The following is a 25,358-nucleotide window of genomic DNA, read 5'->3' as shown; positions in this document are numbered from 1 at the left end:
CCGCAGGGCAGGACCGGGCCCGGTCGCGATTCGGTACCGACGCCTCGGCGGTGGACGGGCGCGGGACCACACATGCTGACGGTCGAGTATGTGTCGCCGCCCCATGTGCCGCCGGCCACACAGCTCGTAACTTCTTGCGCCATGACGGCAGAACCCGTGGCGGTCCCCCACGTCGTACACGTCGACCTCTCCGGTCGTGGTGCCCTGGTGACCGGTGGTGGCAGCGGCATCGGCCGGGCCTGCGCCCTGCGGCTGGCCGCCGCCGGAGCGGCGGTCCTGGTGGTGGACCGCAACGTGGAGGCGGCCAAGGCGGTCGCCGCCGAGGCCGGCGGCCGGGCCGAGGGGATCGACCTGGCCGACCCGGGCGCGGTCGACCGGCTCGACGCCGACGTGGACATCGTCGTGAACAACGCCGGCCTCCAGCACGTCGCGCCGGTCCAGGACTTCCCCACCGACCGGTTCGCCTACATCCACCGGGTGATGGTGGAGGCGCCGTTCCGGATCATCCGGCGGTCGCTGCCGCACATGTACGCCCAGGGCTGGGGTCGGATCGTCAACATCTCCTCGGTGCACGGACTGCGCGCCTCGCCGTACAAGTCGGCGTACGTGTCGGCCAAGCACGCCCTGGAGGGGCTCTCCAAGGTGGTGGCGCTGGAGGGCGCCGCGCACGGGGTGACCGCCAACTGCATCAACCCGGCGTACGTGCGGACCGCGCTGGTGGAGAGCCAGATCGCCGACCAGGCCGCCACCCACGGCATCGGCGAGGACGAGGTGGTGGAGAAGATCATGCTGGCCCGGGCGGCGATCAAGCGGTTGATCGAGCCGGAGGAGGTCGCCGAGCTGGTGGCGTACCTGTGCGCCCCGCCGGCCGCGTTCATCACCGGCGCCTCGATCGCCCTCGACGGGGGCTGGACGGCCAACTAGTGGCCTCGCGCACAATGTCGCTCATGTCGTCGCCGGTGGAGTTCCTGGAGCTGCTGGCCCGCGAGGCCGCCCCGGTCGAGTTCGAGGGGCCGCTGGTGGCGGCCCGCGCGGCCGGGCTGCCTCCGGAGCGGCTGGCCGAGCTGGAGCAGGCGAAGGTGGTGGCGCTGCGGGTCCGCGGGCTGCTGGAACGTCGCCGGCGGCGGGAGATCGAGCTCTCCGGCCTATACGACACCGCCAGTGACCTGGCCGGCCTGCGCGACCTGGACGACGTGCTGCGGGCCATCGTGCACCGGGCGCGGAACCTGCTCGGCACCGACGTGGCGTACATGACGCTCAACGACGACGAGCGCGGCGACACGTACATGCGGGTCACCGACGGCTCGATCTCGGCCCGGTTCCAGCGGCTGCGGCTGGAAATGGGCGACGGCCTCGGTGGCCTGGTCGCGCAGACCGGCACCCCGTACGTCACCTCGAACTATCAGGAGGACGAACGGTTCCGGCACACCGGGGAGATCGACGGCGGGGTCGGCGAGGAGGGGCTGGTGGCCATCCTCGGCGTGCCCCTTCGGCTGGGGTCCAGCGTGATCGGGGTGCTGTACGCGGCGAACCGCTCGGCCCGCCCGTTCGCCCGCGAGGAGGTGTCCCTGCTGGTCTCCCTCGCCGCGCACGCCGCGGTGGCCATCGACACCGCCCGGCTGCTGGCCGAGACCCGGTCGGCGCTGGCCGAGCTGTCGGCGGCCAACGGCACCATCCGGGCGCACAGCAGCTCGGTGGAGCGGGCCGCCGCCGCCCACGACCGGATGACCGGTCTGGTGGTGCGCGGCGGCGGGATGGAGGACGTGGCGGCGGCGGTGACCGACGTGCTGGGCGGGGCGCTGCTGGCGCTGGACGCCGAGGGCCGGCGGCTGGCCCGGGTGGGCGAGATCACCGAGCCGGACCGGGCGGACCTGGTGGAGGCGGTGGCGGCGTCGCGGACCGAGGGGCGCAGCGTACGCCGGGGGCCGCTCTGGTACGCCGCGGTGGTTGCCGGCGCGGAGAACCTCGGCGCGCTGGTGCTGCGACCGGAGGGCGAGCTGGTCGACGCCGACCAGCGGATCCTCGAGCGGGCCGCGCTGGTGACGGCGTTGCTGCTGCTGTTCCGCCGGACCGTCGCCGAGGCGGAGGGGCGGGTCCGTGGAGAGCTGCTCGACGACCTGATCGCCCGGCCGTCGCGGGACACCGACGCGCTGTACGGCCGGGCCCGCCGGCTCGGGGTGGACCTGGACGCCCCGCACGTGCTGGTGGCGGTGGGCGACGACGCGATCGCGGCGACCGGCTCGGCGCGGCAGCGGGTGCTCTCCTGGGCCACCACGTACGCCTCGACCCGGGGCGGGCTCGCCGCGGCGCGCGACGGCCGGGTGGTGCTGATGCTGCCCGGTCGCGATGCCGGTGGCAGCGCGCGGGCGGTGGCCCGCGACCTGTCCCGGGTGACCGGCCGACCGGTGACGGCGGGGGCGAGCGGGCCGGCGACCGGGCCGCAGGCCCTGGCGGCGACGTTCGCCGAGGCGGACCGCTGCCTGACCGCGCTGGGTGCGCTGGGCCGCAACGGGCAGGGAGCGAGCACGGCCGAGTTGGGCTTCGTCGGGCTGCTCCTGGGCGCGGTGGGTGACTCCGGCGACCGGGACGTGACCCGGTTCCTCACCGCCACGGTCGGCCCGGTGGTGGACTACGACGCGCGGCGGGGCACCGCGCTGGTGAAGACGCTGGAGGCGTACTTCGGGGTGGGTGGCAGCCTGGCCCGGGCGGCGGAGCAGCTGCACGTGCACGTGAACACGGTGACGCAGCGGCTGGAGCGGGTGGGGCAACTGCTCGGCGCGGACTGGCAGCGCCCGGAGCGGGCGTTGGAGGTGCAGTTGGCGCTGCGCCTGCACCGGCTGCGCGAGCCGGGCCGCTGAACCCGCCGCCAGAGGGCGCGACCTGCCGCATCTCGCGCGCCCTCTGGCCACCCGAAAGGCGCGACCTGCCGCAAGCCGCGGCCTCCCCGACGACGGAGTCAGCGGGGGCGCAGACCGTCCAGCACCCCGTCGACGACCTTCTCCGGCAGGATCTTCTCGTCCAGCTCGGGGTGCCAGCGCAGCATCCGCTGCATCAGTATCGGGCCGGAGAGCATGGCCATCGCCACGTCGATGTCGAGGTCGGCGCGGAGCTCGCCGGTGCGGATCCCGCGCTGGAGCACCTCGCGCATCAGCCTGCGGCGCGGCTCGATCATGTTCTGGTAGAGCTGGTAGTGGTCCGGGCTGCGGTTCACCTCGGGCACCAGGCAGGGCATGATCCGCGCCGCGCGCGGGTCGACGTTGTGCCCGATGGCGCCGACGAGCAGGATCAGGTCGTCGCGTACGGAGTGGCCGGTCGGCTCGGGCGGCTGGCCCTTGAGGGTGCGCAGGGCGTCGAGCAGCAACGCGTCCTTGCCGGGCCAGCGGCGGTAGATGGTGGCCTTGCCGACGCCGGCCCGGGCGGCGATCGCCTCGATGGAGAGCGCCTCGATGGTGCTGCCCTCGGCGAGCAGGTCCAGGGTGGCGCTGATGATCGCCTCGTCCGCGCGGACGCTCCGCGGTCGCCCGGGCGACCGCGGAGCATCGGCGGTGGAAGTCATGTCAGACATTGAACCCGAACCTAGGCGGTTCCGGCCAACTCCGGCTCGGCCGCGGCCGTGGCGGGAGTGGCCGGCGCGGCGCCGGCCGGTCCGGGCAGCCAGCGCAGCGCGACCAGGATGCCGAGCGCGGCGACCCCGGCGCTGATCCCGGCGGCCCAGTGCATGGCGGTGACGAAGGCGTCGTTGGCGGAGCCGATCAGGCTCGGCCCGGCCGGGCCGAGCCGCCCGGCGGCCGCGTACGCCCCGGAGATGGACTCGCTGGCGGCGTCCCGGGCGGCGGCGGGCAGGGCCGCCACGGCCGGAGCGATGTCGTCGCGGTAGACCGCGGAGAGCACCGACCCGAGGATCGCCACGCCGAGCGCGCCGGCGACCTGGCGGACGGTGTTGCTGACGGCGGAGCCGACGCCGGCCTTCTCCCGGGGCAGTGCCGACATGATCGACTCGGTGGCCGGCGGCATGATGTTGGCCATGCCGGCGCCCTGGATGAAGGTCAGCACGGTGACCATCCAGATCGGGGTGTCCGCCTGGACCAGGACGAACGCGCCGAGCGCCACCGTGGTCAGCAGCAGGCCGGTCACGGCGACGGCCCGGCCGCCGAATCGGCGGACCATCGCGGCGCTGCGCGGGGCGAAGATCAGCTGGGCGCCGGCGAAGGGCAGGAAGAGCAGGCCGGTCTCCAGCGGGCTGTAGCCGCGTACCAGTTGCAGATAGAAGGCGTTGAAGAACATCACGCCCATGGCGGCGAAGAAGACCAGGCCGATCAGGGTGACCGGCGCAGCGAACCGGGGCACCCGGAACAGCCGGACGTCGAGCGACGGGTGGTCGCTGCGCAGCTCGTGGGTGACGAAGATGGCCAGCACGGCGAGCCCGCCGACGATCGAGGCCCAGACCAACGGCCGGTCGAAGCCGTGCTCGCCGCCGTCGATGATGCCGTAGGTGAGGGCGACCAGGCCGACCACGGACAGCAGCACGCCGAGCAGGTCGACCCGGCCCGGGTTGGGGTCGCGGGACTCGGGCACCAGGGTGGCGACCAGCACCACGCCGAGCGCCACCACCGGCACGTTGATCAGGAAGACCGAGCCCCACCAGTAGTGCTCCAGCAGGGCGCCGCCGAGCACCGGGCCGATGGCCACGCCGAGGCCGACCGCACCGGCCCAGACGCCGATGGCGCGGCCGCGCTCGCGGGGGTCGAAGACGTTGGAGATGATCGACAGGGTCACCGGCATGATGGCCGCGCCGCCGACACCCATCAGGGCCCGGGCGGCGATCAGCTGGCCGGGGTTCTGCGCGTACGCGGAGAGCAGCGAGGCGAGGCCGAACAGGACCAGGCCGATCACCAGGAATCGCTTGCGTCCGGAGCGGTCACCGAGCACGCCGAAGGTGAACAGCAGGCCGGCGAAGACCAGCGTGTAGGAGTTGATCGACCATTCCAGCTCGCCCTGGCTGGCGCCGAGGCCGTGCACCGGGTCGGCGAGGGTGCGCAGCGCGACGTTGAGGATGGTGTTGTCGAGGACGACGACGAGGAGGCTGATCACCAGCACCCCCAGGATCGCCCACCTCCTCGGGTGTCCGGTGTTCTCGTGCGGTTCCATGTGCCCGGTTCTCCCCCCGGTCCGCCCGTGGCGCGAAATACGATACGGGTCAGGCTCGTAACATCCGGAGCGTAGGTGAGCGGAATTCGATACGGAACCGGTTCGTATCGTTTGTGGGCGAGGTCACGCCGCCCGGTCCGGACCCGCCCCCGTGCCGGGCCCGGACCGGCCGGAGGTCAGGCGGGCGGCCCCAGGGCGAGGGCGAGCCGCACCGCGGCGTCCCGCGCCGGCAACGCGTGCCGGACCTGGGACAGCCACCCCGCCCGCCGGGCCGTCGCGGCGATCCGCTGCGTCGGGCGACGCCGGAGCCGGTCGTACGCGCGCAGCGCCGCGGGCAGGTCGTCGGTGGACCGTACGCAGTCGGTCAGCGCCACGGCGTCGATCAGTGCCTGGCAGGCCCCCTGTCCGAGGTCCGGGGTCATCGCGTGGGCTGCGTCGCCGAGCAGCGCCACCCGGTCGGTGACGTAGCTCGGCAGCGGGGTCAGGTCGTGCACCTCGTGCCGGAGCACCTCGTCGGCGGCGAGCGCGTCGAGCAGCCGCGGGATCGGCTGGTGCCAGCCGCCGAAGAGCTGGCGCAGCTCGGCCAGGTCGTCCGGGGGCGGCTGGGCGCCCTCGGGCAGGGCCACCGCGGCGTACCAGTTGGTCCGGCCCGGCCCCTGCGGGGTGACGCCGAACTTGCGCCCCCGGCCCCAGGTCTCGCCCCCGGTGGCGACCTCGACGGCAGCGCTGCCGCGCCAGGCGACGGTGCCCGCGTAGCGCAGCGGGTAGCGGTCGCCGTACAGGCCGGCGCGGACCGTGCTGCGGATGCCGTCCGCGCCGACCACCAGGTCGTACCCGCCGAGGGCGGCCAGGTCGGGCACCGGTGCGCCGAACCGCACCACCCCGTCGGGCAGCGCGGCGGCCAGCTCGGCCAGCAGGACCGGCCGGGTGACCAGGTGCACGGGCTCGCCGTACCGGCGTTCCAACCGGGCGACGTCGATGGTGGCGATCCGCGAGCCGTCCGGCCGACGGATCACCCCGTCGGCCTGGCGGCTGCCGCGCCGGCGGACCCGCTCGCCCAACCCGAGGGCGTCGAGCGCGCGCAGCGCGGCGGGCCAGATGCCCAGCCCGGTGCCGACCTCGGGCAGGCCCGCCGCCCGTTCCCGCACGGTGACCTCCCAGCCGGCCGACCGCAGTCCCACCGCGACCGCCAGACCGCCGATCCCGCCGCCGACCACCGCGGCCGTCCGAGTTCCCATGACGGCAGGCTACTACGGATGTAGTGCCGCTGACTACGGTTGTAGTGTGACGGGGTGACCGACCGACGACAGGTGCTGCTGGACGCGGCGATCCGGGTGCTGGGCACCCGCGGGCTCCGCCAGCTCACCCACCGGGCCGTGGACGCCGAGGCCGGACTCCCCGAGGGCTCCGCGTCCAACCAGTTCCGCACCCGCGACGCGCTGGTCGCCGCGGTCTTCGGCCGGCTGGTCGAGGTCGAGACGGCCGCGTGGGACCAGCTCGCCGGCGAGCTGCCACCCGGCGACCCGGACGCCTTCGCCACGGTCCTCGGAGGGCTCGTCCGCCACCTCACCACCGAGGGCAGGGTGGTGGTGCAGGCGCGGCACGCGCTCTTCGTCGAGGCCGCCGTCCACCCCGAGCTGCGGCGGGAGATCGGCGCCGGCCGCGATCGGCTGGCCCGCTGGGGCGTACCGGTGGTGGCGGCGCTCGGCTCGACCGACCCCGGCGCGCACTTCCGGATGTTGCTGGCCCTGGTCGACGGGCTGCTCGGCAACCAGCTGGCGTACCCGGAGGAGGACTTCGCCCCGGAGGCGGCGATCGAGGCGCTGCTGCGCGGCCTGCTCCCCGCCGGCCGGTCCGGGCACTGAGCGGAGAGCCCCTCCCTACAGGCAGGCGGCGACGGCGGCGGGCAGGGAGGTCAGTCGGGGCGACGGGGGCGGGAAGGGCTCGATCCAGCCCGGGCCGGCGGCGTGCACGCGTACCCCGGGAACGTCGCGGGCGAAGCGCAGCAGCCGGTAAGCGCGCCCGGTCACCGGGGTCTGCGCCCAGAGCACGACGGTACGCGGCCGGGCCCGCGTCACCGCGTCGGCCAGCGCGGACCAGGGCAGCGCCGCCCCCAGGTGCAGGCAACCCCGGCCCCGCTCGCGCAGCGCGGCGGCGAGCGCGTGCAGGCCCAGGCAGTGCAGCTCCTGCTCGGCGCCGGCGAGCAGCACCCCGCCGGTGGGCAGCTGCCGGCCGGGCTCGCGGCGGTGCACGTCGAGCCCGACCCGGATCCCCTCGGACAGCGCGTGCTCGACGGCGACCTCACCGCCGGTGTGCCCGGGCAGGGCGGCCAGCACCGGCAGGCAGACCTGCTCCCAGAGCGCCGGCACGCCGTGACCGGCGGCCAGGTCGAGGATCTCCGCCGCGACCCGGTTGCCGTCCAGGTCCTCGGCGGCCAACGACAGCCGCTTGCGCGCCGTTTCGGCGGCCTCGGCCGGCAACGGAAGAGTCAGCACCAGACGTACCCCCGGGTAGACGACCACTACCAGGGGGTTCGTCCGGAGGACGCGAAACGGATGCGCGTCGCGGGTGACTACTTGCCGCGACCGGCCGACCACCGGGAGGCCAGGGCGGCGGCGCTGCCCCAGATGCCCTTGCGGAACAGCACCACGGCCAGCACGAAGATGGCGCCGGTCACCAGGCCGATCTGCTCGAAGCCGGAGAACGACAACCAGTCCTCCAGGCGCACCAGCAGCCCCGCGCCGATCACCCCGCCCCACAGGGTGCCCATCCCGCCGAGGACCACCACGATCACCGCCTTGCCGGAGGTGGTCCAGTGCAGCGCGTCCAGCGAGACGAACTGGTGCCCCATCACGTAGAGACCGCCGCCCAGCCCGGCCAGGAACGCCGACAGCACGAACGCGGTCAGCTTGTAGCGGTGCACCGGGTAGCCCAGGGCCCGGGCCCGTGCCGGGTTGTCCCGGATGCCGACCAGCACCCGGCCGAAGGGCGAGTTCACGATCCGCCACGCCGCCCAGAGCCCGAGCAGGGTGATCGGCAGCGCCGCGTAGTAGAAGTAGTACTCGTCGCTCAGGTCCACCCCGCCGAGCTCGCGCGGCACCGCCTGGAGGCCGTTCTCGCCGCCGGTGACCGTGCCCCACTTGTTCGCGACGTAGTAGATCATCTGGGCGAAGGCCAGCGTCACCATGGCGAAGTAGATGCCGGTCCGCTTCACCGCGAGGTAGCCGATCGGCACGGCGATCACGGCCGCGGCCAGCGCGCCGGTCAGCACCGCGAGCGGGAAGGGCAGGCCGGCCTCGATCGCCGCGATCCCGGCGACGTACGCCGACGTGCCCCAGAACGCCGCGTGGCCGAAGGACATCAGCCCGGTGAAGCCGAGCAGCAGATCCACCGAGACCGCGAAGAGCGCCCAGCACAGGATGTCCACGGCCACCGCCGGATAGAGGCCGTTGGGCAGCCAGAGGGCCACCACCAGCCCCACCGCGAGCAGCGCGTACCGGACCCACCAGGGGGCGCGGGCCACCGCGACCAGCCCGGAGCCGGCCCGACCGGGCTTCGCGCCGGCCTCGCTGTCGACCGTCGTGGTCATGCCGCTGCCTCCTCACGCCCGAACAGCCCGGCCGGACGCCACATCAGCACGGCCGCCATCACGATGAACACCAGGGTCTGCGACAGGATCGGCCAGTCGGCCAGGTAGACCACGCCCCAGGCCTGGATCAGCCCGATGCCGAACCCGGCGGCCACCGATCCGAAGATCGAGCCCAGGCCGCCGATCACCACCACCGCGAAGACCACGATGATCAGGTCGGCGCCCATCAGCGGGTTCACCGCCCGCATCGGGGCGGCGAGGACCCCGGCCAGTCCGGCCAGCGCGATGCCGAAGCCGAAGACCGGGGTCACCCACCGCCCCACGTTGATCCCGAACGCCCGGGTTAGCTCCGGGCGCTCGGTCGCCGCCCGCACCACCATGCCGACCCGGCTGTGAGTCAGCAGCCACCACACGCCGGCGCAGATCGCGACGGCGAAGACCAGCACGAAGACCCGGTACGTCGGGAAGTCGAACAGGCCGAGGTCGACCGATCCGCCCAGCTCGGCGGGGGTGGTGTACGGGCTGGACTGCACGCCGTACCGGGACTTCACCAGGTCCTGGAGGATCAGCGTGAGGCCGAAGGTGAGCAGGAAGTTGTAGAGCGGGTCGAGCTGCGCCAGCCGGTGCACGAAGGCCCGCTCCAGCGCCATGCCCAGCACCCCCAGCAGCACCGGCATGATCACCAGCGCCCACCAGAACGGCACCCCGAACTCGGTCAGCAGGACATACGCCCCCATCGCGCCGAGCATGTAGAAGGCGCCGTGGGCGAAGTTGACCACGCGGAGCATCCCGAAGATCACCGACAGGCCGAGGGCGAGCAGGGCGTAGAAGGCCCCGTTCACCAGCCCGTCGAACGTGTGCTGAAGGAAACCGGTCATGGCCTGGTCACATCTTGCAGTCGCCGGACGGCTGCGCGAACGCCTCGGCCGCCGGGATGGTCTTGAGGATCTTCACGTAGTCCCAGTCCTCCTTGACCTCGGCCTGCGGCTTGACCTGGGCCAGGTAGGCGTCGTGGACGACCCGGTGGTCCTCGGCGCGGATCTTGCCGTTGCGCAGGAAGACGTCGTTGATCTCCTTGCCCTCCAGGCCCTTCACCACGGTGTCGGCGTCGTCGGTGCCGGCCGCCTGCACCGCCTCCAGGTACTGCATGGCGGCGGAGTAGTTGGCGGCGTGCGCGAAGGTGGGCCGGGTGCCGGTCTCGGCGAGGAACCGGTCCGCCCACTCCCGGTTCTGCTGGTCGAAGTTCCAGTACCAGGCGTCGGTGTAGGTGGTGCCGGCCAGCGCGGCCGGGGTCAGCGAGTGGATGTCGGTGAGGAACATCAGGCCGACGGCCAGCCCGACGCCCTTGTCCCGCAGCTTGAACTCGTTGTACTGCTTCACCAGGTTGACCAGGTCCGCGCCCGCCTGCATGGTGCCCAGGGTGTCCGGCTTCGGGTTCAGCGTCGGCGCCTTAAGCAGGAAGGTGGAGAAGTTGTCGTTCGGGAACGGCGTCGCGTCCTTCGCCACGACCTTGCCGCCGGCGCCCTCCACGGCCGCGGAGAACTTCTTCTCCATGTCCTGGCCGAACGCGTAGTCCGGGTAGACGATGTACCAGTTCTTCGCGCCCTGCTGGGTCGCCTGGGTGCCCGTGCCGTGGGCCAGCATGTAGCTGTCGTACGCGTAGTGGAAGGTGTACCTGTTGCACGACGCCCCGGTCAGGGCGGTGGTGGCGCCGGTGATGTTGAAATAGAGCTTCTTCTTCGCCTTGGCCACGTCGGCCACCTTCAGCGCCGCCGACGAGGTCGGCACGTCGAGGATCGCGTCGACGCCCTTGCGGTCGTAGAGCTCGGCCGCCTTGGTGTTGGCGATGTCCGGCTTGTTCTGGTGGTCGGCCGACTCGACGCTGATGTTCTTCGTCACGGCCTTGTCGCCGTACTTGGCCTTGAAGTCGGCGATCGCCATCTCCACGGCCTTCACCGAGTTCTTGCCGGACAGTTCCGCGTACACCCCGGACTGGTCGTTGAGGACACCCAGCACGACCTTGTCGTCGGTCAGCTTCGAGTCACCCGATCCGCTCGGACCCCCGCCGCCGCACCCAGCGGCGAGCAGCGCGACGGCGGACGCCGCCGCCAGAACTGCGGTTCTGCGCATGCCGATCCCTCCACATCCGCGCCGACGCGCGGTTCGATGTGCCGTTGAAGAAATTCAGATCCCCAGGTACGCCAGCAGCTCGCGTTCCCGCGAGCGCACCTCGGAGTTGTCCATCGCCTCCACGACCCGTCCCTCGGCCAGCAGGTAGTGCCGGTCGGCGACGCCGGTGGCGAAGTGCAGGTTCTGCTCCACCAGCAGCACGGTCACGCCGTGCCGCTTTGCCTCCCGCAGCAGGTCGCCGACCTGCTGCACGAGCAGCGGCGACAGCCCTTCGGTGGGCTCGTCGCAGAGCAGCAGCCGGGCGCCCATCCGCAGCACCCGGGCCAGGGCGAGCATCTGCTGCTCCCCGCCGGAGAGCTTGGTGGCCGGCGAGTCCCGCCGGGTGTACAGGGCGGGGAACGCCTCGTAGACCCGCTCGAGCGACCACGGGTCGGGGCCGACCCGGGGCGGCAGGGACAGGTTCTCGGTCACGGTGAGCGTGGCGTACGCGCCACGGTCGTCGGGGACCCAACCGAGCCCCAGCCGGGCCCGCTTGTACGCCGGCAGCCGGGTGAGATCCCGGCCGTCGAGGCTGATCGTCCCCCGCTGGCCGGAGTGCAGCCCCATCACGCAGCGCAGCAGGGTGGACTTGCCAGCGCCGTTGCGGCCGACCAGGGTGACCACCTCACCGGGGGCCACCTCCAGGCTCGCCTCCCGCAGCACCTGGGCCTCGCCGTAGAAGGCGGAGAGGTTGTCAATGCGCAGCATCGGTGGCTCCCAGGTAGGCGGTGATGACCCGCTCGTCGGCGCGGACCTGTTCGTAGGGGCCCTCGACCAGGACCTTGCCGGCCTGGAGCACGGTGACGGTGTCGGCGAGGCGGCCCACGACGCTCATGTTGTGCTCGACCATCACCACGGTCCGGCCCTGGCGGACCCGGCTGACCAGTTCGACGGTGCGGTCGACGTCCTCCAGCCCCATCCCGGCCGTCGGCTCGTCGAGCAGCAGCACCTTCGGGTCCAGGGCGAGCGCGATGGCCAGCTCCAGGGCCCGCTTGCGCCCGTACGCCAGGGCCTCGGCGGGCGCCTCGGCGAGTTCGGCCAGGCCGACCATGTCCAGCAGTTCGTCGGCCCGCTCGCGGTAGCGGCGCATCAGCTTGGCCGAGCGCCAGAACCGCCAGCCCAGCCCGCTGGGGCTCTGCAACGCCAGCTCCACGTGCTCCCGGCCGGACAGCTGCGGGAAGAGGCTGGTGATCTGGAAGGAGCGGGCCACGCCGAGCCGGGCGACCTGTTCCGGCGGCAGGCCGGTGACGTCCCGGCCGTCCAACTCGATCGTGCCCGCGGTCGGCGGCAGGAAGCCGGTGAGCAGGTTGAACAGGGTGGTCTTGCCGGCGCCGTTCGGGCCGACCAGGGCGTGCACGCTGTCCGCGGCGACGTCGAGGTCGACCTGGTCGACGGCCCGGAAACCCCGGAAGTCGCGGGTCAGCCCACGGGCCGACAGGAGCGCTCGCCCGGCCATCGCCACATCCTCCGCAGGTCCTCAGGCGACGGCCAGGTCGGTGACCGTGGTCACAGGGCCGTCGCGTGCTGGAAACCTACGGTGGGGCGGCAAAGCCGAGCCATGTCGAAGCCCCACACATTCGCCCGGCGTCGGACGGGCCCGCTCCCCATAGGGACGGGTCCGCCGACGCCCGGTCACCGGACCCGCGACACATCGACCGACGCCCACATGTGGCCGGTCCACCTGCGCGGCGCCGCGCGGTCACCCCGGGAAGGTGACCACCCAGCGGGCGCCCTCGCCACGGGCCAGCCGGCGCAACGCCGCCGGCGCCTCGTCGAGCCCGATGGTGCCGCTGACCAGCGGGGTCAGGTCCAGCGCCCCGTCGGCGACGGCCCTGGCCAGCACCGGCACCTCCCGATCCGGGTCGGACGAGCCGTAGACCGAGGACCGCAGGGTACGGGCGGAGTGGAAGACGTCCAGCGCGGAGAGGGTGAGCAGGTCGTCCTTCGCGCCCATCCCGACCACGGTGACCGCTCCCCCGCGCCGGGCCAGCCGCCAGGCCGCCCGGATGGTGGCGGACCGGCCGACGCACTCGAAGGCGTGGTCGACGCCCAGGCCACCGGTACGCGCCCGGACCTCCCGGGACAGGGTGTCGTCGGAGCGCAGGAAGTCGGTCGCCCCGGCGGCCAGAGCCAGGTCCCGTTTCGCCTCGGCCACGTCGACGGCGAGGATCGGGGTCGCCCCGGCCGCCCGGGCCGCCGTGATCACCGACAGCCCCACCCCGCCCAGGCCCAGCACGGCCACCGACTGGCCCGGGGCGACCCGGGCGGTGTTGCGGACCGCGCCGGAGCCGGTGAGCACCGCGCAGCCGAGCAGCGCGGCCTGCGCCGGCGGCAGGTCGGCCGGCACCGGGACGGCGGCGGCCTGCGGGATCACCACCTCCTCGGCGAACGCGCCCAGGCCGAGCGTGACGTGCAGCGGCTCCCCCTCTGCAGTGACGCCCCGGGGCACCGCAGGGGCGGTGTTCGCGGCGCAGAGCCACGGCTCGTCGTGCCGGCAGAACCAGCAGGTGCGGCAGGCCGGCGCCCAGTTGAGCACCACCTGCGTGCCGACCGGCACGGTGGCGCCGGGCCCGGCCTCGGCCACCACACCGGCGGCCTCGTGCCCGAGCACCAGCGGGAACGGCGCCGGCATGGTGCCGTTCACCATGGACAGGTCGGAGTGGCAGAGCCCGGCGGCCCGGATGCGTACCCGAAGCTCACCGGGGCCCGGGGCGGGCAGGCGTACCTCCTCGACGCGCGGGTCGCCGCCGCCGCGGGCCACCAGCGCCCTCACGGCTGAGCCCCCTGCACCACGACGCTGCGGTCGTACTCGGCGGCGAGGCCGTGCAGCAGCGCCTCCAGGCCGAGGGCGAAGGCGCCCTCGTCGACGCTGCGCTGCCGCCCGGCGATCCGGTGCGCCTGGTGCAGGTGCGGGTGTCCGGCGTACAGCTGCGGGTCGTCGAGGAAGCCGCGGGCGAACGAGGCGAGCGCGGAGCCGGCCACGAAGTAGCGCAGTGCCGCGCCGATGTGGGTGGCCCGCGCCGGTGACCAGCCGGCCCGGACCAGTCCGCCGTGCACGGTGTCGGCCATCGCCAGGGCGGCGGGTCGACGGCCGGGGCCCTGCACCAGGTAGGGAACGATGTTCGGGTGCGCGGCCAACGCCCGCCGGTAGGAGCGCGCCCAGTGCCGCAGCGCCTCCTGCCAGCCGAGGGTGGCGAAGGCCGAGGTGTCCACGGTGGCGGTGACGCTGTCGGCCACCGCGTCGAGGATCTCGTCCTTGGTGGCGAAGTGGTTGTAGAGCGAGGGCCCCTGGACGCCGAGTTCGGCGGCGAGCCGGCGGGTGGAGAGCGCTGGCAGCCCCTCGGCGTCGATCACCGCCCGGGCCGCCTCGACGATGCGCCGTCGGTCCAGCAGGGGTTGCCGAGGTCGGGCCACGCGTACTCCTCGTGGGGTTGCCACCCGGCCCGACGGCGGGCGCGGGCAGGCGGCGACCGGGACCGGGCCGGGGTCTGGACGCCGGAAAACTTACGCCGCTAGTTTAAGGGCCGCCGCACCGTCACGACACACCCTTCGGAAGGGGCCCATGGTGGACTTCTCGCTGACCGACGAGGAACGGGCGGTCCGGGAGACTGTCCGGACGTTCATCACCCGCGAGGTCGTGCCGCTGGAGCAGGAGGTGCTGCGCCGCGAGCGCGCCCACCGGCCCGGCCTGGAGCGCTCCGAGCTTCGCGAGCTGCAGCTCAAGGCCAAGAAGTTCGGCTTCTGGGGGCTGGCCACCCCCGAGGAGTACGGCGGCATGGACCTGCCCGCCGTGCTGCAGTCGCTGATCTGGACCGAACTGGGTCGCAGCTTCGTGCCGTTCCGCTTCGGCGGCGAGGCCGACAACATCCTCTTCCACGCCACCGAGGAGCAGAAGCGCGAGTTCCTGCTCCCCACCATCGCCGGCGACCGGATCTCCTGCTTCGCCATCACCGAGCCGGGCGCCGGATCGGACGCGGCGAACATCCGGCTGCGGGCCCGCCGCGACGGCGACGACTGGGTCCTCGACGGCGAGAAGACGTTCATCACCAACGGCAACGACGCCGACTTCGCGATCGTGGTCGCGGTGACCGACCCGGAGAAGGGCGCCCGCAACGGCGGCGCCACCGCGTTCCTGGTGGACCGTGCGATGGGCTGGCGGTCGGAGTTCATCCAGACGATGGGCGAGGGCGGTCCGGCCGCGCTGGTCTTCGACGGCGTACGCGTGCCGCACCGCAACATCCTCGGCGAGGTCGGCCAGGGCTTCGCGCTGGGCATGGAATGGATCGGCAAGGGCCGCTACACGATCCCGTCGCACGCCATCGGCATCGCCGAACGAGCGTTGCAGATGGCGATCGACCAGGCCAACACCCGCGAGACGTTCGGCGCGAAGATCGGCACCAACCAGGCGATCCAGTGGATGATCGCCGACTCGGAGGTCGAGTTGGAGGCCGCCCGCTGGCTGGTGCTGCGCTCCGCGTGGACCGTCGACCAGGGCCTGGACCCCCGGCACGCCTCCTCGATCGGCAAGCTCTACGGCGCCGGCATGGTCAACCGGGTGGTGGACCGGGTGCTCCAGATCCACGGCGGCATGGGCTACACCCGGGAGCTGCCCATCGAACGCTGGTACCGGCAGGTGAGGTTGTACCGGATCTTCGAGGGCACCGACGAGATGCAGCGGCTGATCATCTCCCGCGACCTCCTGCGCGGCTACACGAAGATCGGCGGCCACCTCGCCTGACGCGTTCCCCGGCCCGGCTCGCAGTGTCGGGGAAGGTGCCGCCTGAATCAGCTGGCAGGCAGCAACTTCCCCGGAGTTGTCCACTCAGGCGGTAAGAGCCTCGACGGCGCGGTCGACGTCCTGCTCGGTGGTGTAGAGGTGGAAGGAGGCGCGGACGCGGCCGGCGCGGACCGCCGCGCGCACGCCGGCGCGTTCCAGCTTCTCCTGGGCGTCCGGCACGTCGACCGACACGATGGCGCTCTCCCCCGGCGGCCGGCCCAGCCCGGCGAGGAACCGGTTGGCCAGCGCCACGTCGTGCGCGTGCACGGCGGGCAGCCCGATCTCGGCCAGCAGCTCCAGGGCGGGCGCCGCGGCCACGTAGCTGAACCAGGCCGGGGAGATGTCGAACCGGCGGGCGTCGTCGGCCAGCCGCAGCGGCGGACCGTAGTAGGAGGCGTACGGGTCGGCGCCGGCGTACCAGCAGGCCGCGTCGGGACGCATCCGGTCCCGCAGCTGCGGGGCCAGGTAGGCGAACGCGGTGCCACGCGGGGCCATCAGCCACTTGTACGCCGACACCACCACCGCGTCGGCCAGCCCGGCGTCGAAGGGCAGCCAACCGCAGGCCTGGGTGGCGTCCACCGCGACGAGGGCGCCGTGCGCGCGGGCCGCCGCGACCACCTTCTCGTACGGGGCGATCGCGCCGTCGGCCGACTGGACCAGGCTGAACGCGACCAGGTCGGTGCTGGCGTCGATCGCGTCGACCAGCCCGGCCAGCGGCACCGTGCGGACCTTCACCCCGCGCTCCTGCTGCACCAGCCACGGGAACAGGTTGGAGGTGAACTCCACCTCGGGGACCACCACCGTGGCGCCGGACGGCAGCGCGGCGGCCACCGGGGCGAGCAGCTGCGAGCTGGTCGCGCCGACCGCCACGTCCGTCGCCGCCACCCCGACCAGGCCGGCGAAGGCGTCCCGGGCCCGCCCGGCCGACTCCGACCAGCCCTCCCAGGACATCCGCCCCACCCGCCAGCCGGCGAGGGCCTCCTGCATCGCCGTCCACGCCGGCTCCGGCGGCAGCCCGTAGGTGGCGGTGTTCAACCAGCCGGGTTCCGGCTGCCACAACTGCTGCGCCTTCGAGATCTCCATACCCCGACGCTAGCGGCGGCCACCGGCCACCGGTCAGCGCCAATCACCCAGTCGTGGCCTGCCCACCGTGCCCGGCCGGCCCCATGATCGCGCTCGAACATGGATGTAGTGGCCTCGTGGTGACAGGGAGGCCACTACATCATGGATCGAGCACGATCCTGCGGGCGGGCGGGCGGGCGCGCGGGTGGTGGGCCGGCGGGCGCGACGGGTGGGTCAGCTGACGTTGGCGGGGCCGAGGACGCTCTTCAGGTCGCCCATCAACGCCGTGGTCGGCGCCACCCGGAACGGACCGAGCCGCAGCGTGGTCACCTTGCCGCCGTTGAGCAGCTTGACGTGCACCTCGGCGTCGCCGGGGTGCAGCACCAGGGTCTCCTTGAGCCGTTCCACCAGCGGCGGGGTGCAGCGGTGCACCGGGATGGTCAGCGTGATCGGCTTGTTCGCCGGGTTGGTGCTGACGTCCGGCATGGACATGTCCATCGCCATGATCCGGGGAGTGTCGTCACGCCGGTCGACCCGCCCCTTGACCACCACGATGGCGTCCTCGGCGATGTACTGCCCGATCACCTCGTAGGTGTTCGGGAAGAACAGCGTCTCCACCCCGCCGGCCAGGTCCTCCAGGGTGGCCGAGGCCCAGGCCCGGCCCTGCTTGGTGACCCGGCGCTGCACCCCGGAGAGGATGCCGGCCAGGGTGACCACCGCGCCGTCGGGCACGGTGCCCTCCTCCGACAGCGCGGCGATGGTGCAGTCCGCCGCCGCGCCGAGCACGTGCTCCAGCCCGAACAGCGGGTGGTCGGAGACGTAGAGGCCGAGCATCTCGCGTTCGAAGGCGAGCTTGTCCCGCTTGTCCCACTCCGACTCGCCGATGACCGGCATGACCGTGGTGCTGCCGCCGCCGGTGTCCGCGTCGCCGAAGCCGGCGCCGAACAGGTCGTACTGGCCGACGGCCTCCTTGCGCTTGACGTCGGCGAAGGCGTCGATGGCGTCGGCGTGCACGGCGAGCAGGCCCTTGCGGGTGTGCCCCAGGGCGTCGAAGGCGCCCGCCTTGATCAGCGATTCGATGGTCTTCTTGTTGCAGACCACCGCGTCGACCTTGGACAGGAAGTCGTAGAAGTCGGTGTAGTCGCCCTTCTCGTCGCGGCAGCGCATGATCGAGGCGACCACGTTCGCGCCGACGTTGCGGACCGCGCCGAGGCCGAAGCGGATCTCCGCGCCGACCGGGGTGAACGGACCGGCCGAGGTGTTCACGTCCGGCGGGAGGACCTGGATGCGCATCCGCCGGCACTCCGACAGGTAGAGCGCCATCTTGTCCTTGTCGTCGCCGACGGAGGTCAGCAGCGCCGCCATGTACTCGGCCGGGTAGTGCGCCTTGAGGTACGCGGTCCAGTACGACACCAGGCCGTACGCCGCCGAGTGGGCCTTGTTGAAGGCGTACCCGGCGAACGGGACGAGCACGTCCCACACCGCCTGGATCGCCGCGTCGGAGTAGCCGCGCTCGCGGCAGCCGTCCCGGAACGGGACGAACTCCTTGTCCAGGATCTCCTTCTTCTTCTTGCCCATCGCCCGGCGCAGCAGGTCGGCCTGGCCGAGCGTGTAACCGGCGAGGATCTGTGCGGCGCGCTGCACCTGCTCCTGGTAGACGATCAGGCCGTGGGTGGGGGCGAGGATCTCCCGCAGCGGCTCCTCCAGCTCCGGGTGGATCGGGGTGATCTCCTGGAGGCCGTTCTTGCGCAGCGCGTAGTTGGTGTGCGAGTCGACGCCCATCGGGCCGGGCCGGTAGAGCGCCAGCACGGCCGAGATGTCCTCGAAGTTGTCCGGCTTCATCAGCCGCAGCAGCGAGCGCATCGGGCCGCCGTCGAGCTGGAACACGCCCAGCGTGTCGCCCCGGGCGAGCAGGTCGTACGCGGCCTTGTCGTCCAGCTCAAGGGCCAGCAGGTCGAGTTTTTTCCCGTGGTTGAGCTCGATGTTCTTGACCGCGTCGTCGATGATCGTCAGGTTGCGCAGGCCGAGGAAGTCCATCTTCAACAGCCCGAGCGACTCGCAGGTCGGGTAGTCGAACTGGGTGATGATCGCCCCGTCGGCGTCCCGGCGCATCAGCGGGATGTGCTCGATGATCGGCTCGGCGGACATGATGACGCCCGCGGCGTGCACGCCGGTCTGCCGGATCAGCCCCTCGATGCCCTTGGCGGTGTCGATCACCTTGCGCACGTCCGGGTCGGACTCGTACAGGCCGCGGATCTCGCCGGCCTCGGCGTAGCGCGGGTGCTGCGGATCGAAGATGCCGGTGAGCGGGATGTCCTTGCCCATCACCGCGGGCGGCATCGCCTTGGTGATCCGGTCGCCCACCGCGTACGGGAAGCCGAGCACCCGGGCCGAGTCCTTGATCGCGGCCTTCGCCTTGATCGTGCCGAAGGTGGCGATCTGGGCGACCTTGTCCTCGCCCCACTTGTCGGTGACGTAGCGGATCACCTCGCCGCGCCGACGCTCGTCGAAGTCGATGTCGACATCCGGCATGGAGACGCGCTCGGGGTTGAGGAACCGCTCGAAGATCAGCCCGTGCGGGATCGGGTCGAGGTCCGTGATGCCCAGCGCGTACGCCACCAGCGAGCCGGCGGCCGAGCCACGGCCGGGGCCGACGGCGATGCCCTGGCTCTTGGCCCACTGGATGAAGTCGGCGACCACGAGGAAGTACGACGGGAAGCCCATCTGGATGATGACGCCCAGCTCGTACTCCGCCTGGACGACGTGCCCCTCGGGGATGCCGTTCGGGAACCGGCGCTTGAGCCCGGCGAAGGTCTCCTTGCGGAACCACGACTCCTCGGTCTCCCCCTCGGGGATCGGGAACCGGGGCATCAGGTTGTGGAACTGGAACATGCCGGTCGGGTCGACCTTCTCGGCGACCAACAGGGTGTTGCGGCAGCCCTGCTGCCACAGCTCGGAGGAGTCCACCGCGCGCATCTGGTCGGCCGACTTGATGAAGTAGCCGCCGCCCTCGAAGCGGAATCGGTTGGGGTCGGCGATGTTGCTGCCGGTCTGCACGCAGAGCAGCACGTCGTGCGCCTCGGCCTGCGCCTCGTGGGTGTAGTGCGAGTCGTTGGTGACCACCGGCGGGATGTCGAGCTTGCGGGCGATCTCGGTCAACCCGTCCCGGACCCGGCGCTCGATGTCGAGGCCGTGGTCCATGATCTCCAGGAAGTAGTTGTCCTTGCCGAAGATGTCCTGGTAGGCGGCGGCGACCTTGAGTGCCTCGTCGAACTGGCCCAGCCGCAGCCGGGTCTGCACCGCGCCGGAGGGGCAGCCGGTGGTGGCCATGATCCCCTCGGCGTGCTCGGCGATCAGCTCCATGTCCATCCGGGGCCACTTGACGTAGTGGCCCTCCATGGAGGCGCGCGAGTTGAGCCGGAACATGTTGTGCAGGCCGGTCGCGTTCGCCGCCCACATGGTCATGTGGGTGATGGCGCCGTTGCCGGAGATGTCGTCGCTCTTCTGCTCGGGCCGGCCCCACTTGACCCGCGCCTTGTGGAAGCGCGACTCGGGCGCCACGTACGCCTCGACGCCGAGGATCGGGGTGATCCCGGCGTCCATCGCCTGCTTGTAGAAGTCGTTCGCGCCGTGCATGTTGCCGTGGTCGGTCATCGCCACGGCCGGCATGCCCAGCCGCTTGGCCTCGGCGAACAGGTCCTTGAGCCGGGCCGCCCCGTCGAGCATCGAGTACTCGGTGTGTACGTGCAGATGCGCGAACGAATCGCCCATGCGTGGCGCCCCCCGGGTCAGGATCATGGGTTGGTCGAGGCCGTCGGCCCACCCTACCGAGATTCGATCAGGGGCTGGGAGAGCCGCGCGGGCGGACCTCGCGACGGGTGGCGGAGGTCTCTCCGCCTCACCCGCCGCGGGTCACTCTCGGCGGTCGGCTCAGCACACCCGGGCAGCTGCGACCGGTCGGTCGGCGACCGTGTGGGTGTTGGTGGTCCCGCTGTTGACGCTCCACCGGTACCGGGAGAACTCACCGGTGGCGTCGGAGGCGTAGAACATCATGTGGCCGATGCCGACGCCCTCGAAGTTGGTCTTGCGGAGGTCGTCCTCGACCACCCGGGTGTCGGGGTAGAGATCGTAGTTGCCCTTGGCGTACATGCCGTGCGCGTCGGAGGTGCAGTCGACGATCTCGACGGCGTACTGCGTCTCGCCGGAGAAGTTCATCCCACCGCTGTAGGTGCCCTTGACGCTGCGCACCATCACGATGTGCCCCGTGTTGCCGCTGACGGTGCCCCGGTAGTCGATCGCGATCAGGTCGCCCGGGCGCAGGTCGGCCACCCGGGTGATCCGCCGGAAGTGTGGGCCACCGGTGCCGTCGGCGAATGCCTGTCGGTAGTCGGCCGCCTCGGGGATCGTGTCGTTGAACCAGGTCCGGAAGTAGGCGTCGGTGGCCCACGGGCAGGACCGCTTCAGCACCCAGGTCAGGAAGGACGAGCAGCGGGCGAGCGACACCCACGTGGTGGGGTCGGCGGGCGACCCCCAGGTCACCGACGACGAGCCGTCCGTGTAGTAGCGGTTGTTCTGCCGGGCGGTGTACCCGCCGATCAGCGCCGCCTCGGCGGCGGTGAGCGCCCGCCCGTAGGCGCGCACGTCGTCGATCGCCCCGTTGAACCGGTTGACGTACGCGCCGCCGAACAGCGCACGGCCGATGTTGAACCCGGCGGTGGCGTCCCAGGCTGGGAAGGTGACCGCCGCGCTGCCGGCGAGTTGCCCGCCGACGTACAGCTGGATCGTGTTGGCGGCGGCGTCGAACACTCCGGCCAGGTGGGTCCAGACGCCGAGCTGGGCGGTGTTGGTGGCGGTGCGCGCCACGACGAAGCCGCTCTCGTCCGGTCGGCGCAGCTTGAACGCCCAGCCGTACGCCGGGTCGTACTGAAGCAGGAAGCGGCTCGTCGTGCCGTCCTGGCTCACCGCGGTGTACATGTTCGTCAGCGAGGCGGTCTCCGCCAGCCGCACCCACGCCGAGACGGTGAAGGACGACAGGGTGTTGACCACCCGGCCGGGCACCTGGGCGTACGCGCCGGACGTGCCGTCCAGGCTGAGCTCGCCCCCGGCCCGAAGCTTCGTCCAGGTCGCTCCGGGGCCGGGCGAGACGTCGTGGCCGTACCCGGAGATGTCGGCGCCGGCGCCGTCGAGCGGCCAGTGGCCCACCAGCCCGTCGGTGAGCAGGCCGGCGGCCAGCATCCGCTGGTACCGCACCATCAGCTCGGCCTGGGCCAGGTGCGGCCCGTCGACCGGCGTGAGGGGCGTGTCCAGCGGCTCGGCCAGCGCCGCCGCCGGACGCAGCGCCCCGACGGCCACCGATGCCACCCCGGCCACGGCCGCGCCACCGAGAAGTCCCCGCCTGCTGACCATCTGCGTACCCCCGAATCTCCATGATCGACGGTCGGCAGTCTGCCAGTCGCGATCCCCGCCGCGCCGCCCCGGCCATATCGCACTTCATCGTGCGGGGCACTAATAGTGTGCGGCACACGGTATAGTGCTACTCGTGGTGAACGACGAGATCCTCCGAACCCACCTCCAGGAGTTGCGCCGGGGCACGGGGGTGCTGGCGAGCCTGATCGCCCTGCGCCGCCCCGACTACGGCTACGCGCTGCTGCAACGACTCGCGGCCCACGGCTTCCCGGTCGACGCGAACACGCTCTATCCCCTGCTGCGTCGGCTGGAGGAACAGGGGCTGCTGACCAGCGAGTGGAACACCGAGGAGAGCCGACCGCGCAAGTTCTACCGGACCAGCGCCGATGGCGAGACGCTGCTGGGCCGGCTGCTCGACGACCTCGCCGCCGTGCAGACCTCCGTCGCCGGGCTGATCGAAGGAGTAGCCGAATGAACACCCTGACCGACCGCTACCTCGCCGCGACGCTGCGATCCGTGCCGTCGCAGCGCCGCGAGGAGATCGCCACCGAGCTGCGGGCCGCCATCGCGGACATGATCGAGGACCGGGCGGGCGCCGGGCAGGACCCCTCCGCCGCCGAACGGGAGGTGCTCACCGAGCTGGGGCCGCCGGACCGGCTCGCCGCCCGGTACACCGACCGCACCCTGCACCTGATCGGCCCCACCTACTACCTGATCTGGTGGAACCTGCTGCGCCGGCTGCTCACCTACATCCCGGCGCTGGTGGGCGTGGTGGTCGGGGTTGTGGAGGCGGCGACCGGCTCCGCCGGGGGCGCCGTCGGCGCCGGCATCAGCGCCGCCATCCAGACCACCGCGCAGATCGCCTTCTGGACGACGCTGGTCTTCGCGGTGCTGGAGCGCACCCGGACCCCGCTGGAACTTCCCGCCTGGACCCCGGACCAGCTGCCGGCGGTACCGAAGGAGCGGGACCTGCGGCTGACCGACACCTGCGCCTCGGTGGCGATGCTCGCCCTGTTCGGCGGTTTTCTGGTCGCCCAGCACTTCCGCTCCTGGGTGCCGGGGCGGGACGGTCGGGACGTCCCGCTGCTCGACCCCGCGCTGTGGCGGACCTGGCTGCCGGCGCTGCTCGCCGTCCTGCTGCTCGGCGCGCTCTTCGAGATCGTCAAGTACCGGGTCGGGCGGTGGACCTGGCCGCTGTTCGGCGTCCGGCTCGCACTCGACCTGGCCTTCGTCCTGCCGGTGGTGTGGCTGCTGCACAGCGAGCGGCTGATCAACCCGGAGCTGGTCCGGCGCGTCGACTGGCTCGGCGAGGACGGCAACCTCACCACGGTCAGCACTGTCGCGATCGTCGGCACCGTCGGGATCGCCCTCTGGGGGCTGATCGAGGCCGGCATCAAGACCCACCGCGCCACCCACTGACCGCGGCCGGCCCGGCGCACACGGGGGTGCCGGGCCGGCCGCCCCTCAACCGAGTCTCGGGGCGATCCCGTCGAGGACGATCTCCAGCCCCGCGTCGAACGCCTCGGTGGCGTCGAGCTGGCGGCCCTCGGCGAAGATCCGGGCCAGGGTGGGGTGCCGGCCGCCGGCGACGGCCCGGGCCAGGTAGGCGAGCTGCTCGGGGGCCGGCACGTGGGCTGACGCCCCGGCCGGCACCCGCAGCAGCTCCAGGTGCAGCTGGCCGACCAGATAGCCCAGGAACGCGTCGGCGGCGTGCATCAGCGTGTCCACCGGCAGGCCCGGCCGGTCCACCGCCGCGAAGAGCCATTCCTGGTACGCCAGGCCGTGCGGCCCGTACGGCGGGCGGCTGCCGAGCAGGGGCACGTACCAGGGGTGCCGGCGGGCCACCACCACGGTCGCGGCGGCGAGGGCCCGCAGCCGGGCGCGCCAGTCACCGGCCCCGGCGGCGGGCAGCACGATCTCGCCGCAGGTGGCGTCGGCGAGCAGGTCGAGCAGATCGTCCCGGGAGTCGAGGTGGCGGTAGAGCCGCATCGGCAGCACGTCGAGGCGGGCGGCGACGCCGCGCAGGGTCACCGCGTCCAGGCCACCGGCGTCGGCCAGGGCGGTCGCCGCGGCGACGATCGACGGCCGGTCCAGCAGCGGGCGGTGGCGCCGGGCGGGCTCCGGGCGTTCCCAGACCACGGTCATGGCGCTACAGTGTACCGGCAACGATACGGCGTATCGATAAGGAGTGGCCATGCGGATCCGGGGCGTCGTCTACGACACCGGCGTCGAGCTGCTGCCCGGCCGCCCCTCCCGGCCCCACTTCGACCCGGACGGGGTCCGGCGGGACCTGCGGGTGATCCGCACCGAGCTGGGCGCCAACGCCGTACGCCTGATCGGCCGCGACCCGGCGCGGCTGCGTACGGCCGGCATCGCCGCAGCCGAGGCCGGCCTCTCGGTGTGGGTCTCCCCCGGCCTGATCGACGTCACCCCCGCCACCGCCCGGGCCCACCTGGCGGCCTGCGCCGACGACGCCGAGCGGCTGCGCGCCGAGGGCGCCGACGTGGTGCTGGTGGCCGGCTGGGAGGCCACCCTGTTCCTGCGCGGCATCGTGGCCGGCGCCACCGCGGCACAACGGGTGGCCACCCTGACCAGCCCTCGTCGGCTGGTCGCCAGCACCCTGCGGCACGGCCCGTTCCCGTGGGCCCTCAACCGGCACCTGCGGCGCGCCGCGGCAACCGCCCGGGCGCACTTCACCGGGCCGGTGACCTACGCCGCGCTGGACTTCGAGACCGTCGACTGGACGCCGTTCGACCTGGTCGGCGTCGACCACTACCGGGCCGGGCAGACCCGCCAGGAGTGGGCCGGGCGGATCGCCGGCTGGCGCCGACCCGGGCGGCCGACGGTCCTCACCGAGCTGGGCTGCGCCACGTACACGGGGGCCGCGCAGCGGGGTGCCACGGCCTGGACCGTGGTCGACCGGGAAGCCGACCCACCGCGGCTCCGCGAGCCGGTGACCCGGGACGAGGCCGGCCAGGCCGAGGAGGTCGGCGCGCTGCTCGACGCGGCGGAGGCGGCCGGCGTCGACGGCGCCTTCGTCTTCAGCTACGCGGCGTTCAGCTATCCGCACCACCCCGAGCCGGAACTCGACCTGGACGCCGCCGGCTACGGCCTGGTCGCCGTGCTGCCCGACGGGCGGGTGCGGCGCAAGGCGGCCTTCGACGCGGTCGCACGCCGCTTCGCCGGGAGCTGACCACCGGTCGGGGT

General features: G+C 72.7%; 22 protein-coding genes. 7 read left to right on the top strand and 15 right to left on the bottom strand.

The window, feature by feature from the left end; all coding sequences use genetic code 11:
• Window positions 1-141: 141 nt before the first annotated feature.
• Both GA0074704_RS13915 and GA0074704_RS13910 read left to right on the top strand, forming a co-directional pair.
• A complete protein-coding gene (locus GA0074704_RS13915) occupies window positions 142-924 on the top strand; it encodes a 3-hydroxybutyrate dehydrogenase (protein ID WP_088970907.1) in 783 nt (260 codons plus the stop codon).
• Window positions 925-938: 14 nt separating this feature from the next.
• On the top strand, window positions 939-2,858 hold the full coding sequence (locus GA0074704_RS13910; protein WP_088970906.1) for a helix-turn-helix domain-containing protein: 1,920 nt from the start codon (window positions 939-941) through the stop codon (window positions 2,856-2,858).
• A gap of 98 nt (window positions 2,859-2,956) precedes the next feature.
• Here GA0074704_RS13910 and GA0074704_RS13905 read toward each other — a convergent pair whose 3' ends face one another.
• The 3 genes from GA0074704_RS13905 to GA0074704_RS13895 form a co-directional block, all read right to left on the bottom strand.
• The gene (locus GA0074704_RS13905; RefSeq protein WP_088970905.1) at window positions 2,957-3,565 is read right to left on the bottom strand and encodes a TetR/AcrR family transcriptional regulator; all 609 of its coding nucleotides are present in this window, start codon (window positions 3,563-3,565) and stop codon (window positions 2,957-2,959) included.
• Between the two features lie 11 nt (window positions 3,566-3,576).
• The gene (locus GA0074704_RS13900; RefSeq protein WP_088970904.1) at window positions 3,577-5,148 is read right to left on the bottom strand and encodes an MFS transporter; all 1,572 of its coding nucleotides are present in this window, start codon (window positions 5,146-5,148) and stop codon (window positions 3,577-3,579) included.
• Window positions 5,149-5,324: 176 nt separating this feature from the next.
• A complete protein-coding gene (locus GA0074704_RS13895) occupies window positions 5,325-6,386 on the bottom strand; it encodes an FAD-dependent monooxygenase (protein WP_088970903.1) in 1,062 nt (353 codons plus the stop codon).
• A gap of 54 nt (window positions 6,387-6,440) precedes the next feature.
• On the opposite strand from GA0074704_RS13895, the gene GA0074704_RS13890 reads away from it, so the two are divergent.
• Window positions 6,441-7,013, top strand: coding sequence for a TetR/AcrR family transcriptional regulator (locus tag GA0074704_RS13890; RefSeq protein WP_088970902.1), 573 nt, complete (start codon window positions 6,441-6,443; stop codon window positions 7,011-7,013).
• Window positions 7,014-7,028: 15 nt separating this feature from the next.
• On the opposite strand, the gene GA0074704_RS13885 is transcribed toward GA0074704_RS13890, so the two are convergent.
• The 8 genes from GA0074704_RS13885 to GA0074704_RS13850 form a co-directional block, all read right to left on the bottom strand.
• Window positions 7,029-7,643 carry a transcriptional regulator gene (locus GA0074704_RS13885; RefSeq protein ID WP_231926852.1) on the bottom strand — a complete coding sequence of 205 codons (615 nt, stop codon included), beginning with the start codon at window positions 7,641-7,643 and terminating at the stop codon, window positions 7,029-7,031.
• 77 nt (window positions 7,644-7,720) lie between these two features.
• Window positions 7,721-8,737, bottom strand: coding sequence for a branched-chain amino acid ABC transporter permease (locus tag GA0074704_RS13880; protein ID WP_088970901.1), 1,017 nt, complete (start codon window positions 8,735-8,737; stop codon window positions 7,721-7,723).
• A complete protein-coding gene (locus GA0074704_RS13875) occupies window positions 8,734-9,615 on the bottom strand; it encodes a branched-chain amino acid ABC transporter permease (RefSeq protein ID WP_088970900.1) in 882 nt (293 codons plus the stop codon). The genes GA0074704_RS13880 and GA0074704_RS13875 overlap by 4 nt, the downstream gene beginning before the upstream one ends.
• Window positions 9,616-9,622: 7 nt before the next feature.
• Window positions 9,623-10,867, bottom strand: a complete 1,245-nt coding sequence (locus GA0074704_RS13870) for an ABC transporter substrate-binding protein (protein WP_172880545.1) — start codon at window positions 10,865-10,867, stop codon at window positions 9,623-9,625.
• A 54-nt stretch (window positions 10,868-10,921) separates the two neighbouring features.
• A complete protein-coding gene (locus tag GA0074704_RS13865; RefSeq protein WP_088970898.1) occupies window positions 10,922-11,614 on the bottom strand; it encodes an ABC transporter ATP-binding protein in 693 nt (230 codons plus the stop codon).
• Window positions 11,601-12,362, bottom strand: coding sequence for an ABC transporter ATP-binding protein (locus GA0074704_RS13860; RefSeq protein ID WP_088973668.1), 762 nt, complete (start codon window positions 12,360-12,362; stop codon window positions 11,601-11,603). The genes GA0074704_RS13865 and GA0074704_RS13860 overlap by 14 nt, the downstream gene beginning before the upstream one ends.
• 243 nt (window positions 12,363-12,605) lie before the next feature.
• Window positions 12,606-13,679 carry an alcohol dehydrogenase catalytic domain-containing protein gene (locus GA0074704_RS13855; protein ID WP_172880542.1) on the bottom strand — a complete coding sequence of 358 codons (1,074 nt, stop codon included), beginning with the start codon at window positions 13,677-13,679 and terminating at the stop codon, window positions 12,606-12,608.
• Window positions 13,676-14,320 (bottom strand): TetR family transcriptional regulator, encoded by a 645-nt coding sequence (locus GA0074704_RS13850; RefSeq protein WP_088970897.1) that lies wholly within the window; start codon window positions 14,318-14,320, stop codon window positions 13,676-13,678. The genes GA0074704_RS13855 and GA0074704_RS13850 overlap by 4 nt, the downstream gene beginning before the upstream one ends.
• 151 nt (window positions 14,321-14,471) lie before the next feature.
• On the opposite strand from GA0074704_RS13850, the gene GA0074704_RS13845 reads away from it, so the two are divergent.
• Window positions 14,472-15,644, top strand: a complete 1,173-nt coding sequence (locus GA0074704_RS13845) for an acyl-CoA dehydrogenase family protein (protein WP_088973666.1) — start codon at window positions 14,472-14,474, stop codon at window positions 15,642-15,644.
• Window positions 15,645-15,728: 84 nt separating this feature from the next.
• Here the strand turns inward: GA0074704_RS13845 and GA0074704_RS13840 are convergent, their stop codons facing one another.
• The 3 genes from GA0074704_RS13840 to GA0074704_RS13830 all read right to left on the bottom strand — a co-directional run bounded on the left by GA0074704_RS13840 (window position 15,729) and on the right by GA0074704_RS13830 (window position 22,151).
• Window positions 15,729-16,766 carry an aminotransferase class V-fold PLP-dependent enzyme gene (locus tag GA0074704_RS13840; RefSeq protein ID WP_088970896.1) on the bottom strand — a complete coding sequence of 346 codons (1,038 nt, stop codon included), beginning with the start codon at window positions 16,764-16,766 and terminating at the stop codon, window positions 15,729-15,731.
• Between the two features lie 213 nt (window positions 16,767-16,979).
• Window positions 16,980-20,516: a DNA polymerase III subunit alpha gene (dnaE, locus tag GA0074704_RS13835; protein ID WP_088973665.1), complete on the bottom strand. Its 3,537-nt coding sequence runs from the start codon at window positions 20,514-20,516 to the stop codon at window positions 16,980-16,982.
• Between the two features lie 159 nt (window positions 20,517-20,675).
• Entirely contained in the window at window positions 20,676-22,151 is a 1,476-nt protein-coding gene (locus GA0074704_RS13830) for a LamG domain-containing protein (protein ID WP_088970895.1), read from the bottom strand.
• A 133-nt stretch (window positions 22,152-22,284) separates the two neighbouring features.
• Between GA0074704_RS13830 and GA0074704_RS13825 the strand changes: the two genes are divergently transcribed.
• A complete protein-coding gene (locus GA0074704_RS13825; RefSeq protein ID WP_088973664.1) occupies window positions 22,285-22,626 on the top strand; it encodes a PadR family transcriptional regulator in 342 nt (113 codons plus the stop codon).
• Window positions 22,623-23,570 carry a permease prefix domain 1-containing protein gene (locus GA0074704_RS13820; protein WP_088970894.1) on the top strand — a complete coding sequence of 316 codons (948 nt, stop codon included), beginning with the start codon at window positions 22,623-22,625 and terminating at the stop codon, window positions 23,568-23,570. Before GA0074704_RS13825 ends, GA0074704_RS13820 begins: the two co-directional genes overlap by 4 nt.
• Before the next feature lie 45 nt (window positions 23,571-23,615).
• Here the strand turns inward: GA0074704_RS13820 and GA0074704_RS13815 are convergent, their stop codons facing one another.
• Window positions 23,616-24,296 carry a TetR/AcrR family transcriptional regulator C-terminal domain-containing protein gene (locus tag GA0074704_RS13815; protein WP_088970893.1) on the bottom strand — a complete coding sequence of 227 codons (681 nt, stop codon included), beginning with the start codon at window positions 24,294-24,296 and terminating at the stop codon, window positions 23,616-23,618.
• A gap of 49 nt (window positions 24,297-24,345) precedes the next feature.
• On the opposite strand from GA0074704_RS13815, the gene GA0074704_RS13810 reads away from it, so the two are divergent.
• Complete coding sequence (locus GA0074704_RS13810) at window positions 24,346-25,344, top strand: hypothetical protein (protein WP_088970892.1); 999 nt, start codon at window positions 24,346-24,348, stop codon at window positions 25,342-25,344.
• The last annotated feature ends 14 nt before the right edge of the window (window positions 25,345-25,358 follow it).

It is taken from the genome of Micromonospora siamensis (assembly GCF_900090305.1).
Taxonomy (GTDB): domain Bacteria; phylum Actinomycetota; class Actinomycetes; order Mycobacteriales; family Micromonosporaceae; genus Micromonospora; species Micromonospora siamensis.
This window is presented reverse-complemented; position numbering and strand designations above follow the sequence as displayed.